General features: G+C 59.2%; 9 protein-coding genes. 6 read left to right on the top strand and 3 right to left on the bottom strand.

From position 1 onward, the window contains the following. Positions 1-422, top strand: a 422-nt coding sequence (locus WCO56_04145; protein MEI7728733.1) for a hypothetical protein, incomplete at its 5' end; no start/stop codon positions are given. Positions 423-425: 3 nt separating this feature from the next. Here WCO56_04145 and WCO56_04140 read toward each other — a convergent pair. Beyond that, positions 426-1,868 carry a glycosyl hydrolase family 79 C-terminal domain-containing protein gene (locus tag WCO56_04140; GenBank protein MEI7728732.1) on the bottom strand — a complete coding sequence of 481 codons (1,443 nt, stop codon included), beginning with the start codon at positions 1,866-1,868 and terminating at the stop codon, positions 426-428. Between the two features lie 457 nt (positions 1,869-2,325). On the opposite strand from WCO56_04140, the gene WCO56_04135 reads away from it, so the two are divergent. From WCO56_04135 to WCO56_04120, 4 genes are all read left to right on the top strand, one after another. Then, positions 2,326-4,572: a PQQ-dependent sugar dehydrogenase gene (locus WCO56_04135; protein ID MEI7728731.1), complete on the top strand. Its 2,247-nt coding sequence runs from the start codon at positions 2,326-2,328 to the stop codon at positions 4,570-4,572. A 152-nt stretch (positions 4,573-4,724) separates the two neighbouring features. Next, positions 4,725-6,254: a hypothetical protein gene (locus WCO56_04130; protein MEI7728730.1), complete on the top strand. Its 1,530-nt coding sequence runs from the start codon at positions 4,725-4,727 to the stop codon at positions 6,252-6,254. A 60-nt stretch (positions 6,255-6,314) separates the two neighbouring features. Beyond that, positions 6,315-7,517 carry a cellulase family glycosylhydrolase gene (locus WCO56_04125; GenBank protein ID MEI7728729.1) on the top strand — a complete coding sequence of 401 codons (1,203 nt, stop codon included), beginning with the start codon at positions 6,315-6,317 and terminating at the stop codon, positions 7,515-7,517. Positions 7,518-7,567: 50 nt separating this feature from the next. Continuing rightward, the gene (locus WCO56_04120) at positions 7,568-8,983 is read left to right on the top strand and encodes a hypothetical protein (GenBank protein MEI7728728.1); all 1,416 of its coding nucleotides are present in this window, start codon (positions 7,568-7,570) and stop codon (positions 8,981-8,983) included. A 345-nt stretch (positions 8,984-9,328) separates the two neighbouring features. Here the strand turns inward: WCO56_04120 and WCO56_04115 are convergent, their stop codons facing one another. Both WCO56_04115 and WCO56_04110 read right to left on the bottom strand, forming a co-directional pair. Beyond that, positions 9,329-16,240 (bottom strand): M6 family metalloprotease domain-containing protein, encoded by a 6,912-nt coding sequence (locus WCO56_04115; GenBank protein ID MEI7728727.1) that lies wholly within the window; start codon positions 16,238-16,240, stop codon positions 9,329-9,331. A 55-nt stretch (positions 16,241-16,295) separates the two neighbouring features. After that, on the bottom strand, positions 16,296-16,886 hold the full coding sequence (locus WCO56_04110) for a hypothetical protein (GenBank protein ID MEI7728726.1): 591 nt from the start codon (positions 16,884-16,886) through the stop codon (positions 16,296-16,298). A 409-nt stretch (positions 16,887-17,295) separates the two neighbouring features. Here WCO56_04110 and WCO56_04105 point away from each other — a divergent pair, with 409 nt between their 5' ends. Then, complete coding sequence (locus tag WCO56_04105; GenBank protein MEI7728725.1) at positions 17,296-19,722, top strand: glycoside hydrolase family 95 protein; 2,427 nt, start codon at positions 17,296-17,298, stop codon at positions 19,720-19,722. Positions 19,723-19,752 lie beyond the last annotated feature (30 nt).

The following is a 19,752-nucleotide window of genomic DNA, read 5'->3' as shown; positions in this document are numbered from 1 at the left end:
AAAATCCCAACCGTCGCAGTGGCTATTGCTTATTCTGCTTCGGGACGGGCTCTAACTACAAGCTCCTGTTCCACTGCGAGGCGGCGTCAGCCAAGGCAGCACCGCAAGGGCAGGGAACCTGGCTGGTCAAGGGCGACAAGGCGCTGCTGCTTGTCCAGGCATTGACGCCCGAGCAGGTTCAGGCCGGCGGCGGCCCCTTCCTTTTCAAGGCGCGCCACGGCGACGGCACGACGGAGAAATTCTGCCTGACGCTCCAGAAACGCGCCCCCAATTGGCGCAGTGCCACGGCCTTCAACTGGACCGACGGCGCGGCGCAGCCCGTCCCCGTTCAGTTCGAGAGCCATGGAACCTCATGGAAATTTACGGCGGGCACGGCCGCCTGGGTGTTCGATTGGACCACGACCACGTTGAGAAAACCGTGAAAGCTACTCAAGCGTGAGCAGCGCCGCACTCGCGGCGGGCAATGACACTTCGCATTTGCCATTCGCGCACGGCACCGGCGTGCCCGGTTGAGGCTTCCACGTTCCATCCTCGGCCACCGCACTGCCAGCCAGGGTGACACCCTCTGTGGACGTGACCGAGGGCGCACGCAGGCGAATCATTTCGGCTTTCGTGCGCGGTGTACCCGGCATGATGGTCGCAACGACTGAGTTCGTCAGGTCCTTGTTGATGAGCACCACGCGCAGCTTGTGGTCATCGCCCAGGACGGCGTGGGCGGTGAGGTTGGCCGGGGTCTGGCATTCCACCGGCACCACCTGGCCCCGGGCCGCCTGATGAAACAGCAACATGCTGTAGTAGATCGGGTTTGCAGAATAACGGTTGCGGATAAAGCAGAAGGGCGAATAACCAGGCCGGGAACCAAACCCGCCGTGAAAATTAACGCCCGCCCCGCCATGCTCGGCCACGTCAAAAAGGAAATCGGTGCTCCAGAGCGCCGAGGCGAAGGCATCGCTGACGCCGCGCTTGCCGCCACCCGAGGCCGAGTTGCATTCCCCAATGCGGAACGGGAGGTGCGCCGCACTGGCCGCCTCGAGCTGCGGGAGCCAATTTTTCTCCGTATTTTGCGCGCTTTTTGCGCTCAACAGATTTTCGACGGTGGCGAACCGGGGGGCCAGCGGATTTTCCTCCTTTGCCGATAGTACATAGGTATGAGCGGTGGCCAGCGCCAAGCGGGATTTAAAATCCCCCAGATATTCCTTATACCAACCGAAAGCCCAGGTCGTTGCTGGTCCGGCCAGCGGTGCCTTGGGCAGTCTTGCCAAAATGACCCGATTATAGTTCTCAATTTCTGCGCGATATTGGGGATAGCGATAGTTTGGCGGCCGAGTGGAACCTTCATGATACAGGTTGGGTTCGTTGCCAACCTCGAAGGCCAGCACCAGCGGCCCGCCGACCTGCAGCGCGTAGGCGGCCTCATCGGCAGCCATGGCCGGGTCGTTGGCGCCGAAATTCAAACCGTGAATGACGCGCCAGCCACTTTGCTTCGCAAACGCATAAAGATTGTCCACCGATAACGGGCCGATGGTAACCGGTTTCAGGTTATAGCCGATGGTCTTCATGCCCGAAGGCGGATTCGTCCCGGTACGGGACCAATAGGTGGACTCCACTTCATTGGCGCCGATGCGGAGCACCCCGCCACCCAAGTTCCGATACAGATTTAGCACCACCGAATTCCCCGGATGAAAGCATTCGATGGACAGAATCTTTTTCTCGCAACTGAACCCGAGGAAATCCGCGGGGATCTTCACCCCCGGCTTTTCCGGATGGACGGTGACGAGTGCCGTTTGCGCAGCGGGCGCGTCGGCGGCGTGGAGCCCGGCCAGCGGCGCGAGCCGCAACGCGGTGAGGAGGATGAGGGTGTGTTTCATGGTTATTTAATTAGTTTCGGCAATGAGACGGGGAGAACTAGCGCGGCAAGACTGGGAACCTCGAAAGCCAGGCGCAGGCGGAGGTGCATGGAAGTGCCTATGGCGACACCGCCGTTGACACTGGGACCGTTATTTATTTTTTCACTTTCCATGCGCACTCGCTTCATTCCATCGGTTCGATCCAGCTTATTCTTTTTTCGGACGGAAAACAAGTGGCACATGGTTGTTTAGTTGTAGCGCGCCGGTAATTTCCATACGTTCACAAATGTTGCATCATTGCCCGTTTAAAGTATGGCAGCGGCTGTGGCGGCTGGCACTTTCCACCGCCTCCGGTCAATGGCCTGCCGCTCTTCGATGAGAGTCGCGCCACACGGTTGCGCATCTCAATTATTGGCGCAGCAGCGTGTGTGACCGGTTTGATTTTGCGTCCGCTTTTTCCCATGCTACCCTTGGCTCGATGTTGCATCTCTGCCTGTTCATCGGATGGTTCAGCCTGTGCTCACTGACTGCGGGAGCGCCGCCGCTCCAACGCGTGGCCAATACCACGTTGCAAATGCCACTGAATCCGCCGCATACCGGCTACCGCACGGAACGAGCTTTTGGCGATTTGAAGTTCGCCAAACCGGTTTGCCTGGTGGTCGCACCGGGTGACACCAACCGGCTGTTTGTGGTCGAACAGGCCGGCCGCATCGCGGTGATCACAAACCTGGCCCGGCCCACCTGGACCCTGTTTTTGGACATCTCGGAACGCGTCGTTTATGGCGGCGAACAAGGGTTGCTCGGCCTGGCGTTCCACCCGCAATATCGCAGCAATCATTATTTCTACGTTTTCTACACCACGAGCGTCACCACCGGGGGTGGGACCGGGTTGCATGATCGCCTGTCCCGGTTTGAGATCGCGCGTGGCGATTCCAACCGGGCGCTGCCGGCCTCGGAACTGCCGCTCCTTACCCAATACGATCAGGCGCGCAATCACAATGGCGGTGACCTGCACTTTGGTCCGGACGGTTATTTGTACGTGGGGCTCGGGGATGAAGGGGCGGGCAACGACAAGTTCGAAAACAGCCAGCGCATTGACAAGAACTTTTTCTCAGGCCTGCTGCGACTGGACGTGGACCGGCGGCCCGGCAGCCTGCCACCCAATCCGCACCCGGCGGCCAGCACCAACTATGCCGTCCCGCCGGACAACCCGTTTGTCGGCGCCACCCGGTTTAACGGTTTGCCGGTGGATCCCATCCGCGTGCGCACCGAGTTTTGGGCGGTGGGGCTGCGCAATCCCTGGCGTTTTTCCTATGACGCTCCCAGCGGGCGCTGGTACTGCGGCGATGTGGGCCAAAACAAGTGGGAAAGCGTGCATTTACTGACCTCGGGAGGCAATTATGGCTGGGCGTTTCGGGAAGGGAACCACCTGGGACCCCACCGCGAACCAGACGGCTTCAAGTTTTCCGCACCCATTTGGGAATATGCGCATGGGAGCGGAATGGACCAGGGCAACTCCTTGATCGGGGGTGTGGTGTATCGCGGCGACCGGATTCCCCAACTCAAAGGGGCGTATGTTTTTGGCGACTATGTGACCGGCAACCTTTGGTCCCTGCGCTACGAACCCGGTCAGACCGTCGTTGAGGACTACCTGACTGACAACAAGAACGTCGCCGCGTTTGGGGTGGATCCGCGCAACGGCGATGTACTGCTGGCGGATCACGGCGCCGACACAATTAAGCGGCTGGTTTACGAAGAGAAACCCACTGGCACTCCCTTCCCGCCCACGCTGGCGGATACCGGGGCCTTTAAAGATCTGTCCCTGCTTACCCCGCAACCGGGCATTGTGCCCTACGAACCGAACGTCGCCTTTTGGTCCGATCACGCCATCAAGCAGCGCTGGTTTTCCCTTCCAGAGACCACCCGGACCATGGGTTTTGACCCGACCGGAAATTGGAAGCTTCCACCCGGGATGGTCTGGATCAAGCACTTTGAAATGGAGCTGACCAACGGCGTTCCCGCCTCCCGGCGCCGGTTGGAAACCCGGTTTCTGGTGCGCAACCGCGACGGCGTTTACGGCGTCACCTACCGTTGGGATCGCTCCCAGAAAAATGCCATGCTGGTACCCGAAGCGGGGGCGGAGGAAACGCTCCAAATTCAGGATCGGGGAATGCGTCGCACCCAGGTATGGCGATATCCCAGCCGCTTGGAGTGTTTAACCTGTCACACTCCGCTGGGCGGATATGCACTCAGCTTTAACACCGCCCAGTTGAACCGGGAAACCGGCCCGGCCGGCGACACCGTCAACCAGTTGCGGCGGCTCAGCCAGGCCGGGTATTTCAGCAATGCCATTCCAGAAGTCCAATCCCTGCCCCGCCTGGTCCCGGCCAGCGATACAAAGGCCAGCTTGGCCGATCGGGTTCACGCGTATGTCGCGGTCAATTGTGCTTATTGCCATCAGCCCGGCGGCACGGCCCCTACGTTCTGGGACGCGCGCCAGGCCACGCCGCTGTCGTTGGCGGGAATTATTAACGGTCCCCTCAATGATCATGGCAGCGACCCGGATAGCCGCATCGTGGTTCCCGGGTCTCCCGAGCATTCGCAGTTGCTCACGCGCATCTCCCGGCGCGGGGAACGCCAGATGCCGCCCCTGGCCTCCTCCGTGGTGGATGAGACGTCCGTCCGCCTGCTGACCGAGTGGATCCGCAGTTTGGGAAACCAGTAATGACCCTGAAGGTCGAATGCGAAAAACCCGTAAGCTTTAACAACGGGGGGCATCCGGCACCCCATACTCTTCTTGCTGACATAACGCTGAAATATCTTGTCGCAAATCAATATTTGAATGATCGCCAGCATGTCACTAATATCAGCCCGTATATGATCAAAATAATGAAGCGTCAACTGGTTGCTCTTGTCACCTTGACTGGGGCATTGTTCGCCCATGGTCAGACGGGCGAACTTGGAGTTTTCACCGACCACGCGGACATCGGCAACTGCGCCAAGCCGGGTTCCGCAAGTTTTAATGCGGCAGCCGGCGAATACCGTATCACTGGCGGCGGAGCCAATGTGTGGGGTACCAACGACGCGTTTCATTTTGTATGGAAACAGATGGCGGGCGATTTCAGGCTCACGGCGGATGTCCGCATCCTGGGCACTGCTGGCAACAACCACCGCAAGGCGTGCTTGCTGGTCCGTCAGTCGCTCGCACCGGAGGCCGCTTATGCGGATGTGGTGGTGCATGGCGACGGATTGGCCGCGCTGCAATGGCGGGAAGTCGCCGGAGACCGGACCTATACCATCCACTCGGATATTTCCGCGCCCCCGCGCCTGCGCTTGGAAAAACGGGGGAATTATTTCTCAATGTGGCTGGCCGAAAAAGGCGGCGAATTGAAGCCTGCCGGGGGGTACTTGCCGATTCCGATCACGGGGCCGTTGTACGTTGGCCTGGGCGTTTGCTCACACGACAACAGCACGAATGAAACGGCGCTGTTTTCCAATGTAACCATTGAGCCGCTGGCCGCACCGGCCAATGCGTCACCCGTTCGCGAGTGTACAGTGGAAACCATCGCCATCGCTTCCACGGATCGCGCCGTCGTTTATCGCACGCGTGATCCTATTGAGGCGCCGAATTGGTCGCCTGATGGAAAATATCTCCTCTTCAACAGCAAGGGCCGGATCTATAAACTGCCCGTCACTGGTGACAAGAAAACCACACCCGTGCCCGGCAGCACACCGCAATTGCTCGACACCGGTGCGGCCACAAACTGCAACAATGACCATGGCATTTCCTTCGACGGCACGCAGTTGGCCGTCAGTTCGCGGACGGCTGGGAATAAATCGCAGATTTATGTATTGCCGATTGATGGAGGCGTGGCCCGGCTGATCACGCCGTTGGCGCCATCGTATTGGCATGGCTGGTCGCCGGATGGGAAAACCCTGACCTATTGTGCCGAGCGGAATGGCAACTATGATGTTTACACCATTCCTGCCGCAGGTGGCGAGGAAACGCGCTTGACCACCAATCCGGGTTTGGACGATGGCCCGGAGTATTCCCCGGATGGCAAATACATCTACTTCAATTCCGAACGCGACGGCATGATGCAGATCTGGCGGATGAAACCCGATGGCTCAGGGCAGGAGCCCGTGGCTGCCGATGGATATCACAACTGGTTCGCGCATCCATCGCCGGATGGCAAGTGGATTGTCTTTCTTAGCTTTAACAAGGACGTTGCGGCCAACGCCCATCCCGCCAACAAAGACGTGATGTTGCGGATAATGCCAACGGGTGGCGGACCGATTCGGCTGCTGACCAAACTCTTTGGCGGACAGGGCACCATCAACGTTCCTTCCTGGTCGCCGGACAGCAAGAAAGTGGCCTTTGTCAGCTACCAGTTGGTGTATCCGTGACCACGCAGCGCCCGGCCAACCTTATGCTGCCGAAGAAGTAGTCTTTGCCAATCGCTTTATATGCGAACAAAATTCTGTTTCACCATCGGTTTTTGCTGGGCGGTGTTCAGCGTGTGCTGCGCCGAAAAGCCGCTTGGCCTTACCCAGGGTCCCAACGGCACCGTGCTGTTGGAAGGCAAACCTTATCGCGGCGTGGGCATCAATTTCTTCGACTGCTTTTATCGCACCTTGCAGAGTACGACCAATACCTCGTATGAGGAAGGCTTCCGTGTCCTGGCCACCAACCGTATTCCATTCGTGCGCTTTGCCGGCACTGGCTTCTGGCCGCGCAATATGCAGCTCTATCAGACCAATCGCGCGGAGTATTTTCGCCGGTTTGATGGTGTCGTGCGCGCTGCTGAGCGGCATAATATTGGCCTCATCCCATCGCTGTTCTGGTTCCATGCCTGCGTGCCCGATTTGGTGGGTGAGCCCATTGATCAATGGGGCAACCCGAATAGTAAGACCCATGCCTTCATGCGCCAGTACACCCATGAAGTCGTCAGCCGCTACCGTACCTCCCCAGCCATCTGGGCTTGGGAAATGGGCAACGAGTTCAATAGCGATACTGACCTGCCCAATGCTTTGGAATACCTCCCGGCCCACAACCGGCCAGCGGTCTCACCTCGAGATGGGACTCCTGCGTCTCGCACGGCCCGCGACTATCCCACCCACACGGACCTTGGCGTTGCCTTTCGCGAGTTTGGCAAGGCCGTGCGCCAGGACGACCCGCACCGGCTCATCGAGAGCGGCAGCGACTTCCCGCGCACCAATGCCTGGCATTTCTACAAGGAACACAAATTCGGCATCGGCGATAACCCGGAGCAACGCGAATTCATGCTCGGGTTGTGCGCCCCCGACCCGATGGATCTCATCAGTGTGCATTGCTACAACGACCTCCTGGGCAAATCCGGTCAGCGCAGAAATGCCATGGAACGTTTGGATGCCATCGTGGCTGACTCTCGAAAACTCGGGAAGCCGCTTTTTGTCGGGGAGTTTCAGTTTCCCAGTGATTTCGCCCCGGACTCCCCCGAAGCACGCACTCATTTTACCGCGTTCCTCGCCAAACTGGACCGCTTGCAGGTTCCCTTGGCAGCGGTTTGGGTGTTTGACTTGTCGGCGCAGGAATCCAGCCGGAACGTCACCGCCACGAACCGGCGCGCCTGGCAGCTCAAATTGCTGCGCGACCACAATGAGAAACTCGCCCGGACTTCCAATCCATGATTGCCACCCATCGCATCTCATCGCTTGTTTCAATGGTGTTCTCGGCATGCTTGAGCTTTGCTGGCCCGGATGATTTGCAGGCTCAAGAGGTGACCGTGTATCCCGCACTGCCCAATCACCAGTATGGCTCCGACCTTTACGAGGTGACTGTCTCCCAGGCTGGCCAGAGTCATCCCTCGTATGTCTATAAAAGCACCCGGCAAGGCCCCAACCCATGGAATGTTTTTACGACGGATGCCAACCATTGGACCTCCTTCTCTTTCAGCGGTCCGGTGACTGTGCTGATAACCGTTCGGAATGGGAACGCCGTTAAGCTCGCAACTGTGCGCCCGCTGGCGAAGCAGATTCGCGCCACTGTGGTCGGCAATACGGTGTCCTTCACCCTCACGAAACCAGCCAATCTCTTCGTGGAATTGGATGGCCAGCCGCGCGAGCCACTGTTCATCTTTGCCAATCCGCCTGAGGCTAACGCTCCTACTGCATCCACGCCGAACGTGATCTACTTTGGTCCAGGCGTGACGGATCTGGGGGCCACGCCCCATAGTGTTGCGGATGGCCAAACGGTCTATCTGGCCGGTGGGGCCTACGTAAAGGGCCGATTACAGACCACTGCCAGGCAGGGTAAACAAGGTGTCACCATTCGCGGTCGGGGCGTGCTCTCCGGCATCGGCATCACGGAAAATCGGGGCACCTTTGGCCAGTTCATGATTGATGCCTCCTCGCAAAAGCCCGCGACCGATCTCTCCGTCGAAGGAATCGTCGTTACCGATTCTCCCGGCCCTGGATGCTTCTGTGGGGGACGACTCACCGCTGAGAATGTGAAGTTGCTTGCGTGGACCCGATGTTCTGACGGGATCGGTGGCGGCGCCGGGAGTTTGGTCAAAGGCTGTTTTCTCAAAGTCAATGATGACAATATCCACTTCCACGTATCGGGCATGAAAGCGATTAATAATGTCGTCTGGCTGCAGGCGGCCGGCAGCGCGCTCCAGATGGGCTGGAATGTCAAGCAGAGTGTGGATGGGGAGCACGCCGATGGGCTCGACATCATAGGCAACGACATGGGTCGAACCCGCACTAAGCATGATTGGCTAAACGCGAATGCCGTCGCCTTGATGGATATGCATAATCGCACCGTTTATAAGAATATCGTCATCGAGAACATTCGGCACGAAGGCAGGCCCTATCAACTCTTTGGCGTGCGCATCAAGCTTGCGGCGGAAGATCCGGGCCACGCAAGCTACCGGGAAGGGCGGGGATGCGTGGACGGAATGATCTTAAAGAACATCACGAGCGCCCAGTTGCCCCTTCACCCAAGCGTGTTTGACGGCAACGGCAGCGAGCCGGGAACAATTTCGAATGTCACCTTCGAGAATCTCCGGATCGCGGGGGAACTGGTGACGGATAAGAATGCGCCGGCGCATATTGCTCCGCGTGGAAAGACTTCCGGCTTCCGCTATGTTCAGTGATGTTCCAAGGCAGCGGCGGAAACCAGCACATTGGCCGTATTTGCGCTGGACATGATTTGTCCAGGAACGCTGCCGCGCACGCTCCTTATGGAACCCGGAGCATCGGCGGGACCACCCCAGCAACCGCCGTAGTGCCCGTCGCTTGTACGGTCGTTTCGGCTAAGACCATTTTCATCATGCAATTGCACTATTACCAATCAGCGAGTGGTTGTGTAATTAAAGGTATGCCGACTGGGAAGTCGGCGACACAGCAGGTTTGGAAACCTGCGCTACGATGACAAGGCATACGCCTGAACGGTTTGAATGATGCAGTTACAAACTGGAAATGGTATAAGACAGTTTTCCTTACGGATAAGCAAGGCGATAGAATTCCACCAGCTTGCTGGGATCCATTGGGATGAACATCTGATTGGTGGCAGTCGAGCCGGAGACAGGGCCCCAGTCGTTCGTGTTCCTGCTGACGCCGCTGGCCAGGTTGTTGGTCTGCATTAGCAAGCGCCAACCGGTGTGACTACCCGGCCAGCTTAAGATAAGATTGGTGCCGCTGATGGTGGCGAGGATGTTCGTTGGGTTGGTGGAAACGGACACAAGTGCGTTTGTCACTGTGATGTATGCCGGCGATGAACCCAAAACGTTGCCGCCATCATAAACGACCTGCGCGAGCAGCGTGTAAGCGCCAGCGGTCGCGCCAGACCAGGTGTATTGATACGGTGCGGCGGCGGACTCGCCAAGCAGGCTGGCACCGCTGAAAAACTGCACTTTTGAAATCGCATGGCCGTTGGTCGTGACGGATGCCGTCAGCACGATGTTGGAGGACACAGGAAATGAACTGCCATCCGCCGGGGCCGTGAGCGTCACGCCGGGCAGCGACAGGAGTGCGGCGGAAACCAGGTTGGTGATTTGGGCCGGCGTGAGTAACTGGTTGAAGACGGCGACTTCGTCAATGCTTCCGTTGTAACTCCCATAGGGACTTTTGCCGATATACGCCGTATTGGTGAACGACGTCAGGGCCGGGCTGGTGGTGCTGGGTTTGTATGTCACCAGATTGGAGTTGGTCGCCATGTAAAGCACCGCATTGGTCGGGCTTAAGGCGAGCGCGATAAACGTCCACTGGTTGGTGGGTACCTGTTGCGACGTCGATGAGTAAACCGAACCATTGCGAACATAGGTGAGTTGATTGGTGGCGTTGCCAAAACCCAACGAGATGGTATTGCCGCCGCTGCTCCAGGCGATGACGCCCGGGTAATAACCCTGCGCGGCGTTGGGTTTGACCCAGGCGGTGAGAGTGATGTTGCTGGTGAGATTCAGTGCGGGCAGGGAAATGCTCGTGCCCGAACCGCTGAATTGATATGCGGTGTTGCCGGATTCAATTCCCGGGAACATCGGCGCATTTGGGCCGCTGACGCCAAGAACCAGACTGCCGCTGTTCGCGCCGTTGTAACTGGCGGCGGAATCGTAAGCGGTCGTGCCGGAAGTTTCGTTCAACCGCCACCACGCGACCGGCGCATCCGCCAGCAGTTGCGCCCGGTAAGGTTGCGATGGGATCACTGTGAGCGCGGACATCGCGCTGGTGACGGAGCCGTAGCTGTTGGTCACGATGACGCGATAAAGGCCGGCGTTGGTGAACTGCGCGCCGGCCAGCGTGAGGCTGGTGCCGTTCGCGCCGGGAACGTTGTTTTCCCCATACTGCCATTGGTAAGCCAGCGACGAACCGCTGGCGGAAACGGTGAAGGTTGCGTTCGACCCGGCGTAAACCGTCGCGGAAGCGGGCGTTACCGCCAATATCGCCGGAGCGATCCCGGTAAGGTTCAAATCCACGGAATGATTGGCGGTGTTGTTGATGAGATTGGCCGCCCGCCAGGTGGGCGGCAATGTGCCCAGCGCAAAGGCGGGGAATCCTGCGCCGCCGAGTGAAGTGTATTTAATCAGCGGATATTGGCCCGCGCCCGCGCTGATGCCGGAGATATTCACCGTCACCGTGCCGTTAGCCGTGAGGTTGGTGGCATTGATGGGAGCACTGGCGCTGGCGGTGAAATTGGTGAGCGATAAAGTCGTGGCTCCGCTGCTGCCCAGGTTCAGCCCCGCTGCCGTCAGCCCCGCGTTGGCGTTCACCAACAGGCTGGCACCGTCATTGATCGTGACCGCGCCGCCGCCAGCGAGTTTACCCGTCACGTTCAACGCGCCGGCGGTTACCGTGGTGGGGCCGGTGTAGGTGTTGGTGCCGCCCAAACTGAGCGTGCCGTTGCCCGCTTTCGTGAAACCGAAACCGCTGCCGCTGAGCGCGCCGCCCACGGTCAAGGTGCTGGCGCTCACCGTCGTCCGGACGCTGGCTCCCAAATTGACCGGGCCGTTGCCGAGGTTCAAAGGATTGCTGCCGACGAACGTGAAGTCCGCATTCCAGTAATTGGTGTTGTTGTTGACCAGCGTGATGGAGCCGCCGCTGGTGTTATCAATGGTGCTGACGCCCGCGTTGGTGAAGGCGCTGCTGCTGTGGCCGAGCGCGGTGGCGCTGTTCAGGTTCAATTGGCCGCCCCAAACCACGGTCCCGCCTTTGTGGGTTTGGGGGCCGCTCAAAGTCAGCGCGCCGGAGCTGTTGGTCTTCAGCACAGTCACGGGGTTGGCGCTCAAACCTTGGAACGTGCCGGACACGACGACATCGCCGCTTCCGAGGATCGTATAAGTCGCGGAGCCATTCCGGCAGGTCAGAATGCCGCCCAAGTTTAGCGTGCCACTGTCGCATTGAATGAGGTTGTTCGGATCACCGGACGAAGTTGAGATGTTGCCGGCGAGGTTCTGGAGGTGGGGAACAGAGTTGGTGGCGTCGCGACAACTCAGGGCGATGAGGGCGTTGACCACGATGGGGCCGCCGGAGCCGTCGAGTTGGAGCGTGGAGGCACCGCCGGCGGGGTTGTAGAGCGTGATTTGGGAAACATTCTGCACGGCGGCGCTGGCGGTGATCTTGACCGCGCCGTCGTTGGCCGCGCTCAAGCCCTCGTCCGCATTGAGCACGCCGGAGAAGGTGTTGTTGCCGCTCAAGGTCAATGTGCCGGAGCCTTTCTTGGTGACGGCAAGTTGCTTCGAACTGCCATCCGCAATCGCGCCGCTGAACGTTCCGTTCGCGCTCTGATTGATCGCCAGCGTGGTGGTGCCGGCCCCCGGGCTGTTATCCGTGATCGTGCCGCCGATGCCGGAGAGCGTGCCGACGGTCATGGAGTTTCCATTCAAGTCGAGCGTGCCGGCGCTCACCACCAGCGTGCTGGTGCCGAGCGCGCTGGTGTTTCCAATCTGCACCGTGCCGCCACCGATGGTGGTAGCGCCAGAATAGCTGTTAGTCGTGCCCACCGTGAGCGTTCCGCTGCCCTGCTTCGTCAGGCCCATGCCGCCGGCCAGCGCGCCGCTGCCGGACAGGCTGTAACTTTTGGCGGTGTTGGACACCAGCACCGAACTGGGCAGGACGGTGGCGGATAGATTGATGGCCGTTGTGCCGCCGGCGGTGTCATCCATTTGCGCGCTGTTGAAATCCTGATAGGTGGTCGGCGTGCCGCCGGAAGTCCAGTTCGTCGTGGTGTTGATGTCCCAATTTCCATTCGTCGTGCCCGACCATACCATCGGAGTGACGCCGGTGATGCGCAGGTCCACGGAAAGGTTGGCAGAATTGTTGACCAGGCTGGCACTGATGCCCATTGGCAGCGTGCCGAGATGCAAAGCCGGGAATCCGGTGCCCGCCAGCGCCGAATACTTGATGAGCGGGTATTGACCGACGGTGAATCCACCCGAAACATTGATCGTCGCGGTGCCATTGGCCGTCAGGGTGATGACGTTAATCGGGGCGTTGGGACTGCCGGCGAAGTTAAGCAAATTCAGCGTGGTGCTGCCGCTGCCACTGCCCAAAGAAAGTGCCGAGGCCGAGACGCTGGTTCCGGAGGCAAGAATCTTCACGGTGAGGGCGGCGCTGTTGCTCACGGTCACGCCGCCGCCGCCGCTCAAGCTGCCCCACAAATCCAGCGTGCCCGCTTTGACGACCGTAGTGCCAGTATAAGTGCCGCCACCGATGGCCATGCGGCCCGCACCGGCCTTGACGAGATTGGCGGGGCTGGTCTGCTCCGTGATGGACGTGGTGATGTTAAGATCCGGATCCGCCGCGCCGTCGGCGACGGTGAACGTGGTGTCGCCGGTCCAGTAGAGTTTGAACGGAACAGAAATAGTCGCCGTGGTGGTGGCGGCGTTGAAGGTGTGCGAGGCCAGCGAAGAAACGGAGCCGGAGCCGATGACCGAGCCGCCAGTCATGTTCAAGGCACCGAGGTATTGAAACGCGTCGAACTGGAGCGTGCCGCCATTGATGGTGACGGGTTTGCTGACCGTTCCGCCATAGCCGTAGCTTTTGGTGAACTGCACGGTGGCGCCGCTGTTGACGGTAAGCAGGCCGGAACCGATTGCCCGCACGGATCCGGACGCACCCGCCGCGATGATGAGCCGCCCAGCGTTGACCGTGGTCGTGCCGGTCGCGTTGGTATCAGTCAGGGCGCCCAGCGTCGCGGTGCCCGCGCCCGCCTTGGTTAAGTTGCCAGAACCGTAGATGGGCGCGCTGACGCTGACGCTGCCCGCGCCATCCAGGGTCAAACCGAAGCCGGCGTTGGTCACGTTGCCGCTGACGTTCAGCGTGCTGCTGCTGCTGACGAAACTCTGGGCCGCGCCCAACCTGGAGATCGCCGCCCACGTGTTGTCGCCGGAACTGGAAATGCCGTTGGACAACGTGAGCCAGTTGCCGCTGACGACAAAGTTGCCACTGCTCAACGTAACTGCGCCCAGCGAAGCAAGCGCGTCGTTGGCCGGGGTGAGGCGGAGCGCGCCGGTGAAGGTCACTGGCTCGCCGTTGGTCGGAGCGCGGAAAAGATTCCAGTTGTAAGCATCGCTCCAATTATCGCTGGCACCCGCGCCAACCCAGGTGAGCGCGCCGCCGGCGGATACGCCAACAGTGATGTTCGTTACCGCAAATAGCCCGGACTGATCCACCGCCCGCGCCTTCAAGGTGTGCATCCCGCCGGAAGCGCCGGACCACACATAAGTGTAAGGACTGGACGTAGCGGTCGCTAGCAAGTTGGTCCCATCGTAGAACTCGACCCGCGCCACGGCATCATCAGCGTCGGTAGCGGTGGCCGTCAGGGTGATGGCGGTTCCATTCTGGAAAATTTGGTTGTTGGTTGGACTGGTGAATGTGACCACCGGCGGCAGGAAGCTGCCGTCCACGCACGGTGCCGTTGAGGCCAGGGCAAAAGAATTGGTCGTGCTCAGACCGGTGCAACTGGCCACGTTGGTAAACTGGGGCGTGGTGCCGCAGACGAATCCCGGCGTGGTTGAGAAAATAAACGGCGTGGTGTTCGTCACCAGCGCGCCGGGCGCAGCATTCGGATAACTGGCCGTGGCCGTGCCGACGTTCACTCCGGCCGTGGTCGAGGAAATGGTCGCCGAGATGTTGGTGGCGGTGCGGGTGTCTTCGTTGCGGAGCACGACATAGAGCCGGTTGGTTTCATTCGGGTCCACGTTACCGTTGCCATTACCGTCCACCAAAATCGTGGACGCCACGCTCAACGGCAGCCGGGCGTTGCCCACGCGAAAAGTCATCGTGGCGTTGTTCGAGTTGAAATCGGCAAACACAATTCCGGAAGCGCTGCCGTCCCAAAACCGCGCGCTGGGGCCGGTGCTATCCGTGAAGGCGTTGTTGGTGTATGCCAGCGCCGGGTTGCCGCGGTAGAAGGGATCTTGTGCATCGCCACCATTGCTGCCGTTTTCCAGTTGAAACAGGTTGTCCGCCTGGACGAGGCCGTTTTCGTAATTGGTGTGGGTGGTATTGTAATTGGTGTTCGCGTAGTCGTGATAGCCCAGTTCATCCACATGCCAAAGCAGCAGCCCCGCACCAGGTCCATCGGCCCCGCGCCCGGTCTTCTGGCGATTCTCAATCAGGTAATACTCCGTGGACACGCCGGGCTTCTGGAAGCGGTAGCATTTGTCATAGTCGGCGCCTCTCCAGATTGAAGAAGCCAACAGCGAGCTGTTGGTCGTGAGGTCAATGGTGGTGCCCCAGCCCGAGGCCCGTTTGAGGTAAACGCTGATCGGGGAGGGATTTTTGCTGCCGCCATTGTAGTTCCCGGAGCCCATCAGGTCCCAACTGCCCGCGCCGGATGAATTGCCAACGTAAGCATATTCGTCCGGGTAGCCGAGGAGCATGTGGCTGTTCTCGTGGCAAAAGGTGCCAATGGTCAGGCTGGCGCCGATATCAATGACGCAAAAGGTACCGATATGCATGCCATTGCCAAGCTCCTGGCCGCCATACATGCCGGACATCGGCCACAGTCCTTTGGTCCAAACCCCGCTGTTGGCACCGGCAAAATAAACGCTTGTTGCCACAATTCGCCCATCGCTTTCGTGGGTCAACGAAGCAAAGGTTGGCAGAATGTCGGACGTGTAATTCGGCAGGTTGGTCAGGATGTTGATCGCGTCACGGAGAAGTTCTGCTTCGATGCTGCCCGCACTCTTGGTTGGATCGTTGTAATAGCTTTTGGGATGGAGCGAATTGGGAATGCGGATATACACCGTGGCCACGTTGCTGTAGGTGAGCGCACCGCTGGAGTTGTCTAAGAAATACTGCTTGATGGAGCCGTTGTTTCCAAAGCCGGTGTAGTTGTCGCCGTTCGCGTAATTCATCACCTCGGCCTGTGGAATGGTTGCCGGTTCGTCATCGAAATCAATCAGCACGATCAGCCCCATCTTATTTCCCAGCGTGGTGTGTGACACCGCCTGAAGCTCTGCCGGACTCATCGCGCCTTCGCCAGCCGCCGGCTGCCCCAGCACTTGCCGCATGGCCGCCTTGCGCGCGTTCCAGCGCTGCGTAGTTTGCGTCACCCGCTCCCACTCCTGCCGCCGCTGCTCCACCTTTGGTCTGAGCACCGCGTCGCTCATCCGCACATGCTGACCCAGTCCCAGGGTCGCCGCATTTTGGCGATGAACTTGCACGCCCGTTGAAACCAGATCGCCCCCGGCGTCGGTTTGGGCGTAGCAGTAAGCCCGTTGTGCCGGATCGAAGACCACCGTGTAGCCGTCTGCCGTCTCGAACACGGCTTGGAATTCATCACCCCAACCGTGCAGGATGATGGGTGTGCCATCCGGTTGAATAAACTTGATCTGCTGGTCGAATGGCACGGCCCGCAGCGAAAGGGCGCCGATGGTTACGATCACGAGGAGGAATAGGAATTTTTTCATGGGATTGCGGCCGGGTGTTTTCATAAACGGATACGAAATTACTGTTCGGCACTGTTCATGCTTTCATTTGTCGCGCTGCGGTAAAGGAGCATTGTTCTTCCTCCTGCGCTTCAACGTTGAACATGAAACGCATCAGTTCAAGCAGTTTGGTGCGACTGGGACCATTCAGGCCATTGCCATAGCTGGAGTCGTAGTTCTGCGCCCAGTCGGCGGCCAGCTTGTAGCCATCGCTGGGATGGCGAGCGAGACCGGCGTGGAGGGCCAACCCTTGCTCCACCAGCATGAGCGGCCAGCATCGAATGATCCGCACCCGTCCCCATTGTTGGTTCTGGAATTCATGCTGGGCCAGCTTTGCCCGCGTATGCAGATCCGCTGCCGCCTTTGGAGCAATCTGCTGAAATAGGCTTTCCCGCGTGGACGTGGTGCCCAACAGTTTCCGCGCCTCATTGAGCAGGGCTCCATGCACACCCGCCGTCTTCCCCTTGCGACTCGCCGCCCGGCGCGCGATCCAAAGGCCAAAGGCGGGTAACCGACCGGGGTGTTCAAACCATTTTTTTAACACCGTCAGCCGCATCAGTGACACGTTCCCTTGCGTGTCTATGTCATCAACGATCTTCAGGATTTTTTCAGGAACGAGGGTGGGCATGGGTATGGATGTGTTAGTGATTGCGTTATGAGGTGGGGGGAAGCGTCCGCTTCCGGTGACAGAAGCCATACACGATCTGGTTATGCAGGTGCCATTTCATCAGTAAACGCACGAACAACAGGAACTTGCGAAAAAGGTAAGACAAAGGGGCGAGAGATGGAAGGGGAAAATGGAGGGAATATGACAAATCCGAAGACCGAAAATCGAAAACCGAAAGAAGTCCGAAACCCGAATTTCGAACCCAGAAAGTTGAGCCCGCGAATCATGCGAAGGGACGCGCATGGGAAACTTTTGCAGAAAAATGAACCGGCAGAAAAATATTGACCTGAAGATAGGAGCTTGAAGTCAGGAGCTAGAATGGCCTGCCCGGTGGCTTGCCAACTGGTAACGACTACCCTATGGTGACGGCATGAACTATCTCGGTTTTGCCGTTCTGGTGGGTGCCGTGCTGCTGCCCGGTGCCTTGCGTGGCGAGGACATGGCGCTCTGGTACCGTCAGCCAGCCAAAAAATGGACGCAGGCATTGCCCATTGGCAATGGGCGCCTAGGTGCCATGGTGCATGGCGGCGTATGGGCCGAGCGCATCCAGTTCAATGAGGATTCCCTATGGTCCGGCGGCCCCGAGGAACCCAATAACCCAGAGGCGCTCGCCGCGCTACCGGAGATCCGCAAGCTGCTCGCGGATGGCAAACAGAAGGAGGCCGATCAATTGGGAGTGAAGAAGCTGATTTGTGCCGGCAAAGGTTCGGGCCAGGCCAAGGGTGCCAGACTCCCGTTTGGCTGTTACCAGACCTTTGGTGATTTGCAGTTGAACTTCTCCGGGAACACAAATCTGGCCCCCGCTGAATACCGGCGGCAACTGGACTTGGATACCGCGCTGGCCAAAGTGGAGTATCAGATGGGTGATGTCACCTTTACCCGGGAGATTTTTGCGAGCCACCCGCATCAGGCCATTATGGTGTTGCTGGGTGCCAGCAAACAGGGATTCCTTTATTTCAACGCCGCACTGACTCGTCCGGAAATGAGTACCACCCGGACCATTGGAAGCGATGAGTTGCTGATGACCGGGCAATTATTTGATGGGCAGGCCACCAACGGCATGCGCTTTGCCGCCCGGCTGAAAATTCTGACGACCGGCGGCAAACTAATTGCGGATGGCAACCAGTGGCGCGTGGAAGGCGCGGACCAGGCCATCCTGCTGCTCACGGCGGCGACAGATTACCAGGCTGATGCGCCAAACTATCGAGGCAGCGAGAGTCCGGAAGCCATCACCGAACGACAACTCAAAACGGCGGCGGCGCTGGATTTCTCGGTTTTACGCGCCGCTCACATTAATGACCACCAGAAACTTTTCCGCCGGGTGAGCCTCGATCTCGGGAGCACGGATAACGCCAAGCTGCCGACGGATGAGCGGTTGGCGTCGTTTGGCAAAGGGGCGGCTGATCCGGGTTTGGAAGCGCTTTTTTTTCAATATGGCCGGTATCTGCTGATGAGCAGTTCCCGACCGGGCGATCTGGCGGCGAACTTGCAGGGCGTTTGGGCCGACGGCATCCAGACGCCATGGAACTGCGATTATCACGCCAACATTAATGTGCAGATGAACTATTGGCCCGCCGGGGTGGGCAACCTGCTGGAATGCAATGAACCGCTGATTGAACTGACCCGCGCTATGAGTGGTCCCGGCGCGAAAACTGCCAAGGTTCATTACAACGCACGCGGTTGGACGGTGCATACCATCTTTAATCCCTGGGGCTTTACCGCGCCGGGCGAGCATCCCGGCTGGGGCCTGTTTCCCGCCGGCGGCGCTTGGATGGCCACGCATCTTTGGGAGCACTACCAATTCACCTGCGATTTGGATTATCTGCGGCGCGTCTGGCCGGTGCTCAAAGGTTCCTCCGAGTTCTCGCTGGATTGGCTGGTGCCTGATCCGAAGACCGGCAAGCTGGTGAGCGGCCCCGCCAACTCGCCTGAAAACGCATTCCTCACGGCCGACGGCCAGCGCGGATCGCTCTCCATGGGGCCTTCCATGGAACAGGAAATCATCTGGGAAAATTTTGGCAATGTGCTGGCCGCAGCGAAGGTGCTGGGCATCGAGGATGACTTCACCCGCCGCGTGGCCGAGGCCCGCGCCAAGCTGTTGCTGCCCGGCATCGGTAGCGATGGCCGCCTGATGGAATGGGCGCAAGAATACAAGGAGCCTGAGCCGCATCATCGCCATGTCTCTCATCTGTTTGCGTTGCACCCGGGGACCATGATTACCCCTGGCACGCCAGCGCTCATGGAGGCCGCCCGCAAGTCGCTGGAAACCCGGGGTGACGATGGCACCGGCTGGAGCAAGGCGTGGAAGATCAACTTCTGGGCCCGGCTGCAGGATGGCGACCACGCAGAACGTCTGTTACGCAGCCTATTGAACGTGATTGATTTTGAGGGGTACAATTATTCCACCGGTGGCGGTGTGTACGTGAACCTGTTTGATGGTCATCCGCCATTTCAGATTGATGGTAATTTCGGCGCGGCGGCAGGCGTGGCAGAAATGCTGTTGCAAAGCCATACAGGCGAAATCCACCTGCTGCCTGCGCTACCCAAAGCCTGGCCCACCGGGGAAGTGAAAGGGCTGCGCGCGCGTGGCGGCTTTGAAGTGGATATGGCGTGGAAGAACGGACAACTGGCCAAAGCGACGCTGCGTTCTCTGGCTGGCAAATCGTGTGCGATACGCACCGGGGCCGAAGTGATGGTTGAGTCTGCCGGCAAACCCGTTCCCGTAAAATCCGGAAAAGGCGCGATAAGTTTTGAGACGGCCAAAGATGGGCGGTACCTGCTGATCCCAAAGAGTTAAGTTCTCGACACGTCCATTTCCGAGACCAAT

It is taken from the genome of Verrucomicrobiota bacterium (assembly GCA_037139415.1).
In the GTDB taxonomy this organism is placed as follows: domain Bacteria; phylum Verrucomicrobiota; class Verrucomicrobiia; order Limisphaerales; family Fontisphaeraceae; genus JBAXGN01.
Note: the sequence above shows the minus strand (reverse complement) of the source record. Positions and strands in the feature narration are given on the sequence as shown.

Excerpts from the sequence above, each read along its gene's own strand:
- WCO56_04140 (MEI7728732.1), bottom strand. The coding sequence starts at position 1,868 with ATGAAACACACCCTCATCCTCCTCACCGCGTTGCGGCTCGCGCCGCTG.
- WCO56_04135 (MEI7728731.1), top strand. The coding sequence starts at position 2,326 with ATGTTGCATCTCTGCCTGTTCATCGGATGGTTCAGCCTGTGCTCACTG.
- WCO56_04130 (MEI7728730.1), top strand. The coding sequence starts at position 4,725 with ATGATCAAAATAATGAAGCGTCAACTGGTTGCTCTTGTCACCTTGACT.
- WCO56_04125 (MEI7728729.1), top strand. The coding sequence starts at position 6,315 with ATGCGAACAAAATTCTGTTTCACCATCGGTTTTTGCTGGGCGGTGTTC.
- WCO56_04115 (MEI7728727.1), bottom strand. The coding sequence starts at position 16,240 with ATGAAAAAATTCCTATTCCTCCTCGTGATCGTAACCATCGGCGCCCTT.
- WCO56_04110 (MEI7728726.1), bottom strand. The coding sequence starts at position 16,886 with ATGCCCACCCTCGTTCCTGAAAAAATCCTGAAGATCGTTGATGACATA.
- WCO56_04105 (MEI7728725.1), top strand. The coding sequence starts at position 17,296 with ATGAACTATCTCGGTTTTGCCGTTCTGGTGGGTGCCGTGCTGCTGCCC.